A 14,347-nucleotide genomic window follows, 5' to 3' on the forward strand; every position below is an offset into this window, starting at 1 on the left:
GGCGCGCGTTAATCTTGGCGTCATGCCTGAACCCCGCACTGTCGCCCTGGTCACGCTCGGATGCGCCCGCAACGAGGTCGACTCCGAGGAACTCGCCGGGCGACTGGAGGCCGACGGCTGGCGGCTGGTCGACGACGCCAGCGAAGCCGATGTCGCCGTCGTCAACACCTGCGGGTTCGTCGAGGCCGCCAAGAAGGACTCCGTCGACGCCCTGCTCGAAGCCAACGACCTGAAGGGCCACGGCCGCACCCAGGCCGTGGTCGCGGTCGGCTGCATGGCCGAGCGCTACGGCAAGGAGCTCGCCGACGCCCTCCCCGAGGCCGACGGCGTCCTCGGCTTCGACGACTACGCCGACATCTCCACCCGCCTGAACACCATCCTCTCCGGCGGCCACGTCGAGGCCCACACGCCCCGCGACCGCCGCAAGCTGCTCCCGCTCACCCCCGTCGAACGGCAGGCCGCCGCCGCCGAGGTCGCGCTGCCCGGCCACGGCGCCCCCGAGGACCTCCCCGAGGGCCTCGCCCCCGCGTCCGGGCCGCGCACCCTGCGCAAGCGCCTCGACAACGCCCCCGTGGCCTCGATCAAGCTGGCCTCCGGCTGCGACCGCCGCTGCTCGTTCTGCGCCATCCCCGCCTTCCGCGGCTCGTTCATCTCCCGCCGCCCCAGCGACGTGCTGAACGAGACCGTCTGGCTGGCCGGCCAGGGCGTCCGCGAGGTGATGCTGGTCTCCGAGAACAACACCTCCTACGGCAAGGACCTCGGCGACATCCGGCTGCTGGAGACCCTGCTCACCGAGGTCGCCGCCGTCGACGGCATCGAGCGGGTCCGGGTCAGCTACCTGCAGCCCGCCGAGATGCGCCCCGGCCTGATCGACGTGATGACCGGCACGGACAAGGTCATGCCGTACTTCGACCTGTCCTTCCAGCACTCCGCGCCCGCCGTGCTGCGCCGTATGCGCCGCTTCGGCTCCACCGAGCAGTTCCTCGGCCTGCTGGAGTCGATCCGCGCCAAGGCCCCCGAGGCCGGCGCCCGCTCCAACTTCATCGTCGGCTTCCCCGGCGAGACCGAGGAGGACTACGCGGAGCTGGAACGGTTCATCACGCACGCCGGCCTGGACGCCATCGGCGTCTTCGGCTACTCCGACGAGGACGGCACCGAGGCCGCCGGCTACGACGGCAAGCTCGACCAGGACATCGTCGACGACCGCGTCTCCCGGCTCTCCAAGCTCGCCGAGGAACTCACCGCCCAGCGCGCCGAACAGCGCATCGGCAGCGAGATCACGGTGCTGGTCGAGTCGGTCGAGGACGGCGTGGTCGAGGGTCGGGCCGCCCACCAGGCGCCCGAGACCGACGGCCTGACCACCCTGCTCGGCGCCGACGACGCCGAGATCGGCCGGTTCTACCGCGCCACCGTGGTCGGCACCGAAGGCGTCGACCTGGTCGCCGAGGCGATCACGCTGCTCGGAGCCGACGTATGACCAAGGGGCCGGGGCCCCGGCCGAGACCCGGCCGGCCCGGCCGCCGTCCCGCCGCAGCCCGGCCTGTGGAACATCGCCAACGTGCTGACGATGTTCCGGCTGCTGCTGGTGCCGGTGTTCGCCGCGCTGCTGTTCGCCGACGGCGGGCACGACCCGAAGTGGCGGGCGTTCGCCTGGGCGGCGTTCGCCGTCGCCATGATCACCGACGTGTTCGACGGGGCACTGGCCCGCAGCAAGGGCCTGATCACCGACTTCGGCCGGATCGCCGACCCGATCGCCGACAAGGCGATCATGGGCGCCGGCCTGATCGGCCTGTCGATCCTCGGCGACCTGCCCTGGTGGGTCACCGTGGTGATCCTGGCCCGCGAACTCGGCATCACCCTGATGCGGTTCTGGGTGATCCGCTACGCGGTCATCCCGGCCAGCCGGGGCGGCAAGCTGAAGACCCTCACCCAGGGCATCGCGGTCGGCATGTACGTCCTGGTGCTCACCGGCCCGCTGGCCACCGCCCGGGCCGTGATGATGGCGATCGCCGTGGTCCTCACCGTCGGCACCGGCCTCGACTACCTGATCCAGGCGGTCCGGCTGCGCCGCGAGGGCATCGCCCGGGAGCGTGCCGGTGAGTGACCTCGCCGCCCGGGCGCTGGCGGCGCTCCGGGCCGACGGCGCCACCCTGGCCGTCGCCGAGTCGCTCACCGGCGGCCTGCTGGCCGCCACCCTGGTCGACGTCCCCGGCGCCTCCGCGGCGTTCCGCGGCTCGGTCACCGCGTACGCCACCGACCTGAAGGCGTCCGTCCTCGGCGTCGACGAGGGCCTGCTCGACGTGTACGGGCCGGTCCACCCGCTGGTGGCCCGGCAGATGGCCGAGGGGGTGCGGCGGCTGCTCGGCGCCGACTGGGCGCTGGCCACCACCGGCGTCGCCGGGCCCGACCCGCAGGACGGGCAGCCCGTCGGTACCGTGTACGTCGGGCTCGCCGGGGAACGGGGAACAGAAGCACTCCCGCTCCGGTTGTCCGGGGGGCGTGACACCATCCGGCACCAGTCGGTGGAGGCCGCGCTGGACCTGCTGCTCCGCCGGCTGACCCGGCCCGGGGCCGGGCACTGAGCCGTAGCGAGAATCCGGCGGGTCGGGGGGAATCCCGCGAACCCGCCGCAGCCGATGGAGGAACGTGTTAGACCGGATGCTCCGGCCGGGCCGAACCCGGCCGGGCCGCCCGCCCGTCCACCGGACGTCGACCGGGCGTCCGGAGCCGGACATCTGCCCGTCACGGGTGGTTCGACGGCCCGGAAGGGGAAGAACAGGGGAGGGGGCGCCTTGCAGCCCAGAGTGAACACGACCCCGGTCCCCGCACGGGACGCGGGCAAGGCGGTACGGTGGGGTCGTGACATCTCGATCCGCAGTCCGAGGAGGGAGGCACCGATGATTCTGCTCCGTCGCCTGCTGGGCGATGTGCTGCGTCGGCAGCGCCAGCGCCAGGGCCGCACACTCCGCGAGGTGTCGGCAGCCGCCAGGGTTTCGCTCGGGTACCTCTCCGAGGTCGAGCGGGGTCAGAAGGAGGCGTCCTCCGAGTTGCTCTCCGCCATCTGCGACGCACTCGACGTGCGGATGTCGGAGGTCATGCGCGAGGTCAGCGACGAACTGTCGCTCGCCGAACTTGCGGCGATGGCCACCCTCTCCGAGGGTGATCTGCTGAGGCCGGTGCTCGAACCGGTTCCGCTGCCGGCTCCCGGTGTCGACCGGTCCGGATCCATCTCGCCGAAGGCGGCGATGGACGTGGTGGCGGCCTGACCGGACCTCGCCCGCTCCGCTCCCGCGGAGCGCCGGGTGAAGGAGGGTCGCAATGCGGAGTGCGCTGCTGCTGGGTGCGACGGCACTGGCCGGCCTGGGTCTGATACTGCTGCTTACGGGCGGCACCGCGAGAGACGGCGGTGCCGCCCTCGGCATGCTCGCGGCCGGATGGTGGGGGATCGGGCTGATTCCGGTGCACGCGCGGGTGGACCGGCGAGCACCGCGCCGACCGGAGGACCGCGACCCGGGGCAGTGAGTTGCGCCCGGGTGCGCCTCACCTGATCCGGTAGCCCTTGGGGGTGGGGTGGAATCCGGCCGTTTCGAGGTGGGGGCCGAGGGGGCTGGTGAGGGCCGGGTGGCCGTTGACGCGTTCGATGGTGACCGGTCGGGTCAGAGCGGCGAGGGCCGCGGTGAGCACGGGGCCGTCGGTGGACCAGGCGAGCAGGGACTTGCCGCCGCGCTCCAGGTACAGGACCAGCTCGCCGTCGACCAGGGCGACCAGGGAGCCGGCCTTGCGGGCGGGGCGGTGGGCGGCGGTGGTGTCCTCCGGGGGCTCCGGCCAGGACAGCGCCGCCCCGTAGGCGTTCGCCGGGTCGGCGGCGGCCAGCACCACGGCCTGCGGGGCCTCCGCTGGGGTGCTCGTCGACCAGTCGCCACTGGCCCGCTCCAGGCGGGAGTTGACGGAGCGCAGGCGGTCCGCGGCGCCCTCCATGGCGAACTGCGCGCCGCCGAGGCCCTCCACGAAGTAGCCGCGGCGGGCCTTGCCGCGCTCCTCGAACGCGGCGAGCACCCGGTAGACGCCCGCGAAGCCGCCGGGGATCCGTTCGGCGGCGACGGTGCCGCGGGTGAGGATGCCGTGCCGGTCCAGCAGGGCCTGCGCCTGCGCGGCGGCCCGGACGGTCGGGTCGCCGCCGAAGGAGGGCAGCAGGGACCAGCGGCCGACCGCGGTCGGCGGGCCGGAGCGGGAGCTCGGGCGGGCCAGGCCGCGGGCCGCCCGCCGTAGCGGCCGCGCGGGGTGGAGCGGGGGGCGCGGTGCGCGGTCGCGCCGGCGGTGCGGCCGGAGCCGAGCAGGCCGCGCAGCGGGGCGAGGGTGTCGTTGGTGACGTACCCGGCCCAGACGAGGTCCCACAGGGCCTCGACGATCTCGCCGTCCGGGGTGTCGGGGACGCGTTCGGCGAGCTGGCGGAAGAACGCGCCGTAGCCGCCGGTGAGGGCCTCCAGCAGGGCGGTGTGGACCGGGCCGGGGGTGAGCGGCAGCGGCTCGGGGCGCAGCAGGTGGGCGTTCTCCGGCAGGTGGAGGCTGATCCAGCCGTCCTTGCCGGGCAGTGAGCCCGCGCCGGACCAGCCGATCTCGCCGGCGGCCATCAGCTCGTCCAGCAGGGTCGGGGAGTAGTCGGTGAGCCGGGCGGGCAGGACGAGCTTCTCCAGGGCGGAGGCGGGCAGGGCGGTGCCCTGGAGCTGTTCGACGACCCGGTAGAGGCCGTCGGCGCCGCGCAGGCGGTGGCCGGCGAGGTGCTGCCACTGCGGGAGGAAGGCGGCCAGCGCCTTCGTGGGGACGGCCTCGACCTCGTGGCGGAGGGCGGCCAGCGAGCGGCGGCGCAGGCGGCGCAGGACGTCGGCGTCGCACCACTCGGGGGCGGTGGCCTGGCTGTCGGGCCGGAACTCGCCCTGGACCAGGCGGCCGGCGGCGGTGAGGCGGTGCAGGGTGCCGGTGACGACGGCGGTGCCGAGGCCGAAGCGCTCGGCGGCGTCGTGGGCGGTGAACGGGCCGTGGGTGCGGGCGTAGCGGGCCAGCAGGTCGCCCAGCGGGTCCTTGACGGGCTCGGTGAAGGCCTCGGGGACGCCGACCGGCAGCGGGGTGCCGAGGGCGTCGCGGAGGCGGCCGGCGTCCTCGACGGCGGACCAGCGCAGTTCGCCGCCGATCCGGACCTGGATCGCCCGGCGGGCGGACTCGAGTTCCAGCGCCCACAGCGGTTCGGCGCCGCGCTCGGTGAGTTCGGCCTCGCTGAGCGGGCCGAGCAGGCGGAGGGCGTCGGCGACGCCCTCGGCGTCCTTGATCCGGCGCTCGGGGGTGCGGCGCTGGAGTTCGGCCTCCAGGTCGGCGAGCACCTGCGGGTCGAGGAGTTCGCGCAGTTCGGCCTGGCCGAGCAGTTCGGACAGCAGCCGGGAGTCCAGCGACAGGGCGGCGGCGCGGCGTTCGGCGATCGGGGAGTCGCCCTCGTACAGGAACTGGGCGACGTAGCCGAACAGCAGGGAACGGGCGAACGGGGACGGCTCGGGGGTGGTGACCTCGACCAGGCGGACGGCGCGGGACTCGAGGTCGCCCATCAGCTCGACCAGGCCGGGGACGTCGAAGACGTCCTGCAGGCACTCGCGGACGGCTTCCAGGACGATCGGGAAGGAGCCGTACTCGGCCGCCACTTCGAGGAGTTGGGAGGCGCGCTGGCGCTGCTGCCAGAGCGGGGTGCGCTTGCCGGGGTTGCGGCGGGGCAGCAGCAGGGCGCGGCCGGCGCACTCGCGGAACCGGGCGGCGAACAGGGCGGAGCCGCCGACCTGGTCGGTGACCAGCTGTTCGATCTCGCCGGAGTCGAAGACGGCGGCGTCCGCGCCGACCGGGGCCTCGTCGGCGGGCGGCGCGGCGATGCCGGAGGGGAAGTCGGCCAGCAGGTCGGCGTCGGGCAGGCGCAGCACGATGCCGTCGTCGGCGTGCATCACCTGCGGGTCCAGGCCGTGCTTCTCGCGCAGCCGGGCGCCGATGGCCAGCGCCCACGGGGCGTGCACCTGGGCGCCGAAGGGGGAGTGGACGACGATCCGCCAGTCGCCGAGTTCGTCGCGGAAGCGCTCGACCACGATGGTGCGGTCGTCGGGCAGGTGGCCGCAGGCCTCGCGCTGCTCGGCGAGGTAGCCGAGCAGGTTGGCCGAGGCCCAGTCGTCCAGGCCAGCAGCGCGCAGCCGGGCGGTGGCCGCGGCGGGCTCCATCGCGCCGACCTCGCGGACGAACGCGCCGACGGCGCGGCCGAGTTCGAGCGGGCGGCCGAGCGAGTCGCCCTTCCAGAACGGGAGCCGGCCGGGGATGCCGGGGGCGGGGGTGACGAGGACCTTGTCGTGGGTGATGTCCTCGATCCGCCAGGAGGTGGTGCCGAGGGTGAACACGTCGCCGACGCGCGACTCGTAGACCATCTCCTCGTCCAGCTCGCCGACCCGGCCGCCGCCCTTCTTGGGGTCGGCGCCGGCGATGAAGACGCCGAACAGGCCGCGGTCGGGGATGGTGCCGCCGGAGGTGACGGCCAGGCGCTGGGCGCCGGGGCGGCCGGTGACGGTGCCGGCGACGCGGTCCCAGACCAGGCGGGGGCGCAGCTCGGCGAAGGCGTCGGAGGGGTAGCGGCCGGCCAGCATGTCGAGGACGCCGTCGAACGCGGACTGCGGGAGGGTGGCGAACGGGGCGGCCCGGCGGCAGACGGCGAGCAGCTCGTCGACGTCCCAGGTGTCCAGGGCGGTCATCGCGACCAGCTGCTGGGCGAGCACGTCCAGCGGGTTGCGGGGGACCCGGAGGGCCTCGATGCCGCCGGAGCGCATCCGTTCGGTGACCACCGCGGACTGCACCAGGTCGCCCCGGTACTTGGGGAAGACCACGCCGGTGGAGACCGCGCCGACCTGGTGTCCGGCGCGGCCGACCCGCTGCAGGCCGGAGGCGACCGAGGGCGGCGACTCGACCTGCACCACCAGGTCGACGGCGCCCATGTCGATGCCGAGCTCCAGGCTGGAGGTGGCGACCACGGCGGGCAGCCGGCCGGCCTTCAGCTCCTCCTCGACCAGGGCGCGCTGCTCCTTGGAGACGGAGCCGTGGTGGGCCCGGGCGAGCAGCGGCGGGGCGCCGGCGGCGGCTCCGGAGCCGCCCATCAGCTCGGCGGGGGAGTGCGCCTCGGGCAGCGGGGCGCCGGTGGCCCGCTCGTAGGCGATCTCGTTCAGCCGGTTGCACAGCCGCTCGGCGAGGCGGCGGGAGTTGGCGAACACGATGGTCGAGCGGTGCGCCTGCACCAGGTCGACGATCCGCTCCTCGACGTGCGGCCAGATCGAGGAGCCCCCAGCCTGGCGGCTGGGAGGTGCCCCCAGCCGCTGCGGGTCGGACTCTTCGGCAGGAGTGGTGGGCAGGTCGGCGAGGTCGGGGACGGGGACCACCACGGACAGGTCGAAGCGCTTGTCGCTGCCGGGCTGGACGATTGCCGCGCCGCGCTGCGGGCTGAGGTAGCGGGCGATCTCCTCGACCGGGCGGACGGTCGCGGACAGGCCGATCCGGCGGGCGGGGCGGTCCAGCAGCTCGTCCAGCCGCTCCAGGCTGAGCGCCAGGTGCGCGCCGCGCTTGGTGCCGGCCACCGCGTGCACCTCGTCCAGGATCACCGTGTCGATGCCGCGCAGGGCCTCCCGGGAGGCGGAGGTGAGCAGCAGGAACAGCGACTCGGGGGTGGTGATCAGGATGTCCGGCGGGTGGGTGGCGAACCTGCGCCGATCGGCGGCGGGGGTGTCGCCGGAGCGGATGCCGACCTGCACCTCGGGCTCGGGCAGGCCGAGCCGGACGCTGGCCTGCCGCAGGCCCGCCAGCGGGGCGCGCAGGTTGCGTTCGACGTCCACCGCGAGGGCCTTCAGAGGGGAGATGTAGAGCACCCGGCAGCGGCGCTTGGGGTCGGCCGGGGGCGGGGTGGCGCTCAGCCGGTCCAGGGCGGACAGGAAGGCCGCCAGGGTCTTGCCGGAGCCGGTCGGGGCGACCACCAGGACGTCCGTCTCCAGCCCGATCGCCGTCCAGGCGCGGGACTGGGCCTCGGTGGGGGCGGCGAACGCGCCGGTGAACCAGGCGCGGGTGGCCGGGGCGAAGCCGTCCAGCGGGTTCGGGGTGCCGGATGCGTCAGGGGCGGAGGTGGCCATGCACCCATGGTGCCCCGACGTGCTGACAGGTCACGGGACGGTCACCGTCTGCCGCAACCCGCACAGCAAATCGTACAAATCGCCCATATGGTGAGGAACCGGACGGCGGCCCCCGGCGTCCGACCCGGCCAGGAGCGGAGAGCGTGCGATGGAGCAGGTGAGCCAGGCCCCCGACAGCGCCCCCCGGCGCCGCAGCGTCCGCATGCTCGGCGCGACCCTGCTCAGCGGACTGCTGCTCGGCGGCGCCGTCCCCTACGTCACCGGCGCCGACGACACCTACCTCAGCTACCTGGTGCTCGACGAGCGCACCGACGCCCAGGGCGCCGACCACGCCGCCGAGCAGGTCCGGTCGGCCGGCGGGCAGGTCGTCCAGGGCTACCCGCAGATCGGCGCCGTGCTCGCCTACGCCGGCGGCCGGTTCGCCGAGAGGCTCCGCGCCCGGCCCGGGATAGCGGCCGTCGGCGCCACCCGCACCGTCCCCGTGCCCTCCCCGCCCCGGCCGCTGGCCGGCGCCGCCTTCGGGACCGGCGGCCCCGCCACCGACGCCGTCGACGGCGGGGACGACTCCACCGCCACCGTTCCCGACCCCGGCGAGCGCAGCGACTGGAACCTCGCCATGATCGGCGCCGTCGAACGCCCCGCCGGACGCGCCGCGCTGCTGCGCCCGCCGCTCGGCCGGCCCGCGGACAGCTCCGCCGACCGCACCGGCGCGGTGCCCGCCGCCCAGCAGCTGGCCAAGGTCACCGTCGCCGTGCTCGACTCCGGCGTCGACGACACCCACCCCGACCTGCGCGCCGCCGTCGACCCCGCCGCCTCCGCCTCCTGCGCCGACGGCCGCCCCGACGCCCGCAGCGGCGCCTGGCGGCCCGACCCGGCGATGAACGAGAGCGGCCACGGCACCCACGTCGCCGGGATCGTCGGCGCCGCCCGCGACGGCCACGGCGTCACCGGCGTCGCCCCCGGGGTGCGGATCGCCGCCGTCCGGCTGCTCGGACCGCTCGGCCAGTACTACGCCGAGAACATCGTCTGCGGCATGCTCTGGGCCGCCGACCACGGCGCCCGCGCCATCAACGACAGCTACTTCGGCGACCCGTGGAAGTACAACTGCCCCGAGGACGCCGACCAGGCCGCCCTGATCGCCGCCGTCGGCCGGGCCGTCGCCTACGCCCAGCGCAAGGGCGCCGTGGTGGTCGCCTCGGCCGGCAACGACGCCCAGGACCTCGCCGCCGACCGCCCCGACCACCGCAGCCCCAACGACCGCACCAGCGGCCCCCGCAGGACCGCGAACTCGGCACCGAGTGCGTCCGGCTGCCCGGCGAACTCCCCGGCGTGGTCGCCGTCGCCGCCGTCGACCGCAACGGCCTGCCCGCCTCCTACAGCAACTACGGCCAGGGCCGGATCGCCATCGCCGCGCCCGGCGGCGACCCCGACGGCGGCACCGAGGGCGCCGTCGTCTCCGACTGGCCCGGCGGCAAGTACGCCGCCCTGGCCGGCACCTCGATGTCCGCCGCGCACGTCACCGGCGCCGTCGCCGTGGTCGCCGCCCAGCACCCCGACTGGGGCCCGGACCGGATCGCCGCCGCGCTCGCCCGCGCCGCCGACGCCAACTGCGCCCGGAGCCTGCCGATCGGCTGCCAGGACCACGAACGCTACGGGGCGGGCATCCTCGCGCTGCCGAGCTGACCGGCCGGTGCCGGATACTGGGGCGCATGAGGCTGACCGAGTTCTGGCGACGCATGCACCTGCACTTCGGCGAGGGCTACGCGGAGTCGTTCGCCCAGGACCACGTGATGTCCGAGCTCGGCGGCCGCACCGTCCGCCAGGCGCTCGACGCCGGCTGGGAGGCCAAGGACGTGTGGCGCGTGGTCTGCGTCACCCAGGGAGTGTCAGATCGCCTGAGGTGACCCGATCGGCCGGGCGGTGGGTGAGACTTGGCCGGTGGCCAGCAGTGCAGAGACCCCCGACCGACTGTCCGACGAACACCTCCCCGCGAGCGCCCCACCGGGCCGGAGCAATGGCGGCGACACCGCCGACCCCGGCGACGGGCAGCCGCGCCGCGGCGACTGGAACAGCCGCGCGATGCCGCGCTGGCTGCCCCGGGCGATGCTGTTCGCGCTGGTCTGCGTCGGCCTCTTCCAGCTCGCCGACTGGGCCTTCCACCAGCTGATCAACCTGTTCGTGATGCTGCTGGTGGCGTTCTTCCTGTCGCTCGCCATGGAGCCGGCCGTGGACCGGATGGCCGCCCGCGGGGTGCGCCGCGGCCTCGGCACCTTCCTGGTGTTCATCGGCGTCGGCCTGGCCGTCGCCGGCTTCCTCACCGCGCTCGGCACGCTGCTCGTCGACCAGGTCACCCAGGTCGCCGGGAAGCTGCCGCAGATGCTCCACGACCTGATCGACTGGATCAACCGGACCTTCCACACCGAGCTGTCGCTCGACCAGCTCCAGCACCAGGTGCTGAAGGACTCCGGGACCATCGAGAAGTACGCCCAGCAGGCCGCCGACAACGTCTGGGGCGTCACCGGCACCGTCGTCGGCGGACTCTTCCAGGCCTTCACCGTCGGCCTGTTCACCTTCTACTTCACCGCTGACGGCCCCCGGGTGCGGCGCACCGTCTGCTCGATGCTGCCGCCCGCCAAGCAGGGCGAGGTGCTGCGCGCCTGGGAGATCGCGCTCGCCAAGACCGGCGGCTACCTGTACTCGCGGGCGGTGCTCGCGTTCGTCTCCACCCTCGCGCACTGGGCGTTCTTCGCGATCATCGGACTCCCGTACGCCGCCGCGCTGGCCGTCTGGGTCGGCGTCATGTCGCAGTTCGTCCCCACCATCGGCACCTACCTGGCGGGCGCGCTGCCCGTCCTGGTCGCGCTCAGCGACCGGCCGGTGGACGCGTTGTGGGTGCTCGTCTTCGTGACCGTCTACCAGCAGATCGAGAACTACCTGCTGCACCCGCGGATCACCGCCAAGACCGTCGACGTGCACCCCGCCGTCGCGTTCGGCGCGGTGATCGCGGGCGCCGCGCTGCTCGGCGCGGTCGGCGCGCTGATCGCCATCCCCGCCGCCGCGACCCTGCAGGGCTTCGTCGGCACCTACGTGCGCCGCTACGAGGTCGAGGACGACCCGCGGATCGACCGCGGCGAGGAGCGCCGGGAACGGCGCCGGCACGCCGTGCGGCGGCTGCGGCGGATGGTGTCCGGCAACACGGGCGACCAGCCGCGGGAGGAGCGGTCCGAGGACTGACGGCCGCGTCCCGTCCACGCCCCGAGCACGCCTTTTCCGGACCGGGTAAGCGGTTTGCCGCGCCGCCGGGCTCTTGATGGGCGAGGAGGTGTTCATGGGCGACAAACAGACAAGCCCGGACGACGAGTTCCGGGCCTTCATCGTCGGCGCCTGGCCCTGGCTGCTGCGGACGGCGTACCTGCTGACCGGCGACCAGCACGCGGCCGAGGACCTGGCGCAGTCGGCGGCGGAGCGGACCTGCGCGGCCTGGTCGAAGGTGCGCCGGGCGGACGACCCGCACAGCTACGTGCGCCGGATCATGGTCAACCAGCACGCCCGCCGCTGGCGGCGCCGGGCGCCCGAGGTCCTGGTGGAGGCCGTGCCGGACACGGCCCGGTCCGACGACGGGTACGCCCGCGCGGACCAGCGCCGGGCGCTGCTCGCCGCGCTCGCGGCGCTGCCGCCCCGGCAGCGCGAGGCCGTGGTGCTGCGGCACTGGGAGGACCTGAGCGACAGCCAGGCGGCCGCCGCGATGGGCTGCTCGACGGGGGCCGTGCGCAGCCACGCGGCCAAGGGGATAGCGAAGCTGCGGGAGACCGCGGGGCTGCGGGATCTGACGGACATGACGCGTATCGGAGGTGCGGTGTGACTGCGGGTGGCAACGGAATCCCGGGTGCCGGCGGGGACCTGTCGGTCGAGCTGGGGCTCGCCGCGGCGGCGGCGGACGTGAGGATCGGCTCCGTGCCGGTCGAGGGCATCGTCGCCGGGGGCCGGCGCATCCGGCGCCGCCGGCGGACGCTGGTCGGCGCGCTCACGCTGGCCTCCGTGGTGGCGCTGGGCAGCGGCACGGCCGCGGGCCTGCACGGCTTCGCCGGGAACGACCGGACCGTGCAGGCGCTCGTCCCGCCCGGCGGCGGGACCGGCGGCGGCACCGGCGGGGCCCCCGCGCTGACGCCGGGCGACGCGCCGGCCGCCGCGCGGGACCCGTTCACGCCGGTCCGGGTGGAGATCGGGCACGGCACCGTCGACGGCAAGGAGTGGAAGCTCTGGGAGGCGCTCTGGCCGCTCGCCCCGAAGGAGCGGGCCTACGAGCAGGCGGTGGCCGTCTGGCAGGAGCGGCACGCCGTCGACCCGTCGATCGAGAAGCCGACGGAGGCCTACGTCCACCAGTACTGGCAGCCGAACGAGGACGTCGTCAACGAGTACGTCACCTTCGACGGGGTGCGGCAGAAGTACGACACCCAGGGCAGCTACCCGGCGCCCGGGCACCTCGACCCGCGGATGGCGAACACCTTCGGCGGCGGCATCCTCGGGCCGTCGGACAAGTCCGGCACGCCGGGCCCGCTGCCGATCAGGCTCGCCGTGATGTCGCTCGGACCGGACGTCGGCAAGGTGGTGGTGACCTGGTCGGACGGCTCGGTCGTCGAGCCGCAGCTGGTCACGGTGGGGGACTCGCCCTACCACCGGCTGGTGGTGGCCGAGCAGCCCGGCAAGAAGGTCGTGTCCTGGCAGTTCTGGGACAAGAACGGCGCCAAGCTGCCCGACGCCGGCACGAAGCTGCTGGGCTAGCAGCCGCCAGGACGGCCCCACCCGCGGCCCCGCTCCCACCGTCCCGGGGGCGGGGCCGCGGTGCGTCGGACGGCGCGACGGGGTGCGAGACTGGATTCGAACGTATGTTCTTTGTACGCTTCGGCGCAGAGTTTTCCACAGGCCGAGCCCGTCCGGGGCCGATTGTCGGTGGGACGCGCTAGCGTCGATGACGATGAAGCGCAACGCACAGAACCCGAGGGTGGAAGCCATGGCAGGAACGGACCGCGAGAAGGCCCTGGAGGCCGCACTCGCCCAGATCGAACGGCAGTTCGGCAAAGGCTCGGTGATGCGCCTCGGCGAGAAGGCGAACGAGCCGGTCGAGGTGATCTCCACCGGGTCCACCGCCCTCGACGTGGCGCTGGGCGTGGGCGGTATCCCGCGCGGCCGAGTGATCGAGATCTACGGCCCCGAGTCCTCCGGCAAGACCACCCTGACCCTGCACCTGGCCGCCAACGCCCAGAAGGCCGGCGGCACCGTCGCCTTCGTCGACGCCGAGCACGCGCTCGACCCCGAGTACGCCAAGAAGCTCGGCGTGGACACCGACGCCCTGCTGGTCAGCCAGCCGGACACCGGTGAGCAGGCGCTGGAGATCACCGACATGCTGATCCGCTCCGGCGCGATCGACCTGGTGATCATCGACTCGGTGGCCGCGCTGGTGCCGCGCGCCGAGATCGAGGGCGAGATGGGCGACTCGCACGTCGGCCTCCAGGCCCGCCTGATGAGCCAGGCGCTGCGCAAGATCGCCGGTGCGCTGAACCAGTCGAACACCACCGCGATCTTCATCAACCAGCTGCGCGAGAAGATCGGTGTGATGTTCGGCTCCCCCGAGACCACCACCGGTGGCCGGGCGCTGAAGTTCTACGCCTCGGTCCGCCTCGACATCCGGCGCATCGAGACCCTGAAGGACGGCACCGAGGCGGTCGGCAACCGCACCCGCGTCAAGGTCGTCAAGAACAAGGTCGCCGCGCCGTTCAAGCAGGCCGAGTTCGACATCCTCTACGGCGTGGGCATCAGCCGCGAGGGCGGCCTGATCGACATGGGCGTGGAGCACGGCTTCATCCGCAAGTCCGGCGCCTGGTACACCTACGAGGGCGACCAGCTCGGCCAGGGCAAGGAGAACGCCCGCAACTTCCTGAAGGACAACCCGCAGCTGGCCGACGAGATCGAGGCCAAGATCAAGGGCAAGCTGGGCATCGGCCCGAAGCCCGTCGAGGCCGACGGCGACGCCCCCGCGGTGGAGATCCCCGCCGCGGCCGCGCCCGCCAAGGCCGCGGCCAAGAAGACGGCGGCCGCCGCCAAGGGCTGAACCGTTGACGCACCAGCACGCTGACCACCCGGCACCGGGTCCGTCCGAGGAC

11 protein-coding genes and 2 pseudogenes are annotated in these 14,347 nt (G+C 74.2%); 12 read left to right on the top strand and 1 reads right to left on the bottom strand.

Going from position 1 to position 14,347, the window contains the following annotated elements; translation table 11 throughout:
* Positions 1-22 precede the first annotated feature (22 nt).
* The 5 genes from rimO to KCH_RS25195 all read left to right on the top strand — a co-directional run bounded on the left by rimO (position 23) and on the right by KCH_RS25195 (position 3,522).
* Entirely contained in the window at positions 23-1,477 is a 1,455-nt protein-coding gene (gene rimO / locus KCH_RS25175; RefSeq protein WP_035866729.1) for a 30S ribosomal protein S12 methylthiotransferase RimO, read from the top strand.
* Between the two features lie 90 nt (positions 1,478-1,567).
* Positions 1,568-2,104 carry a CDP-alcohol phosphatidyltransferase family protein gene (locus tag KCH_RS25180; protein ID WP_084224262.1) on the top strand — a complete coding sequence of 179 codons (537 nt, stop codon included), beginning with the start codon at positions 1,568-1,570 and terminating at the stop codon, positions 2,102-2,104.
* A complete protein-coding gene (locus tag KCH_RS25185; protein ID WP_035866730.1) occupies positions 2,097-2,582 on the top strand; it encodes a CinA family protein in 486 nt (161 codons plus the stop codon). The genes KCH_RS25180 and KCH_RS25185 overlap by 8 nt, the downstream gene beginning before the upstream one ends.
* A 315-nt stretch (positions 2,583-2,897) precedes the next feature.
* Positions 2,898-3,266, top strand: coding sequence for a helix-turn-helix domain-containing protein (locus KCH_RS25190; RefSeq protein WP_030457965.1), 369 nt, complete (start codon positions 2,898-2,900; stop codon positions 3,264-3,266).
* Between the two features lie 52 nt (positions 3,267-3,318).
* The gene (locus tag KCH_RS25195; protein ID WP_035866731.1) at positions 3,319-3,522 is read left to right on the top strand and encodes a hypothetical protein; all 204 of its coding nucleotides are present in this window, start codon (positions 3,319-3,321) and stop codon (positions 3,520-3,522) included.
* A gap of 18 nt (positions 3,523-3,540) precedes the next feature.
* Here KCH_RS25195 and KCH_RS25200 read toward each other — a convergent pair.
* Positions 3,541-8,186 (bottom strand): annotated as a pseudogene (locus KCH_RS25200) (ATP-dependent helicase).
* A gap of 616 nt (positions 8,187-8,802) precedes the next feature.
* Between KCH_RS25200 and KCH_RS46170 the strand changes: the two are divergent.
* The 7 genes and pseudogenes from KCH_RS46170 to recA form a co-directional block, all read left to right on the top strand.
* Positions 8,803-9,354: pseudogene (locus KCH_RS46170) on the top strand (S8 family serine peptidase); the annotation flags it as partial.
* A 161-nt stretch (positions 9,355-9,515) separates the two neighbouring features.
* On the top strand, positions 9,516-9,869 hold the full coding sequence (locus tag KCH_RS46175; protein ID WP_051653428.1) for a S8 family serine peptidase: 354 nt from the start codon (positions 9,516-9,518) through the stop codon (positions 9,867-9,869).
* 26 nt (positions 9,870-9,895) lie between these two features.
* Positions 9,896-10,090 (top strand): DUF3046 domain-containing protein, encoded by a 195-nt coding sequence (locus KCH_RS25210; RefSeq protein ID WP_035866732.1) that lies wholly within the window; start codon positions 9,896-9,898, stop codon positions 10,088-10,090.
* Positions 10,091-10,124: 34 nt separating this feature from the next.
* Complete coding sequence (locus KCH_RS25215) at positions 10,125-11,420, top strand: AI-2E family transporter (RefSeq protein WP_244305425.1); 1,296 nt, start codon at positions 10,125-10,127, stop codon at positions 11,418-11,420.
* A gap of 94 nt (positions 11,421-11,514) precedes the next feature.
* Positions 11,515-12,048: a SigE family RNA polymerase sigma factor gene (locus KCH_RS25220; protein WP_035873605.1), complete on the top strand. Its 534-nt coding sequence runs from the start codon at positions 11,515-11,517 to the stop codon at positions 12,046-12,048.
* Positions 12,045-12,968, top strand: a complete 924-nt coding sequence (locus tag KCH_RS25225) for a hypothetical protein (RefSeq protein WP_035866735.1) — start codon at positions 12,045-12,047, stop codon at positions 12,966-12,968. The genes KCH_RS25220 and KCH_RS25225 overlap by 4 nt, the downstream gene beginning before the upstream one ends.
* A gap of 229 nt (positions 12,969-13,197) precedes the next feature.
* A complete protein-coding gene (recA, locus tag KCH_RS25230) occupies positions 13,198-14,295 on the top strand; it encodes a recombinase RecA (protein ID WP_035866737.1) in 1,098 nt (365 codons plus the stop codon).
* Positions 14,296-14,347 lie beyond the last annotated feature (52 nt).

Origin of the sequence: Kitasatospora cheerisanensis KCTC 2395 (assembly GCF_000696185.1) — a bacterium.
In the GTDB taxonomy this organism is placed as follows: domain Bacteria; phylum Actinomycetota; class Actinomycetes; order Streptomycetales; family Streptomycetaceae; genus Kitasatospora; species Kitasatospora cheerisanensis.

Excerpts from the sequence above, each read along its gene's own strand:
- rimO (WP_035866729.1), top strand. The coding sequence starts at position 23 with ATGCCTGAACCCCGCACTGTCGCCCTGGTCACGCTCGGATGCGCCCGC.
- KCH_RS25180 (WP_084224262.1), top strand. The coding sequence starts at position 1,568 with ATGTTCCGGCTGCTGCTGGTGCCGGTGTTCGCCGCGCTGCTGTTCGCC.
- KCH_RS25190 (WP_030457965.1), top strand. The coding sequence starts at position 2,898 with ATGATTCTGCTCCGTCGCCTGCTGGGCGATGTGCTGCGTCGGCAGCGC.
- KCH_RS25195 (WP_035866731.1), top strand. The coding sequence starts at position 3,319 with ATGCGGAGTGCGCTGCTGCTGGGTGCGACGGCACTGGCCGGCCTGGGT.
- KCH_RS25210 (WP_035866732.1), top strand. The coding sequence starts at position 9,896 with ATGAGGCTGACCGAGTTCTGGCGACGCATGCACCTGCACTTCGGCGAG.
- KCH_RS25220 (WP_035873605.1), top strand. The coding sequence starts at position 11,515 with ATGGGCGACAAACAGACAAGCCCGGACGACGAGTTCCGGGCCTTCATC.
- recA (WP_035866737.1), top strand. The coding sequence starts at position 13,198 with ATGGCAGGAACGGACCGCGAGAAGGCCCTGGAGGCCGCACTCGCCCAG.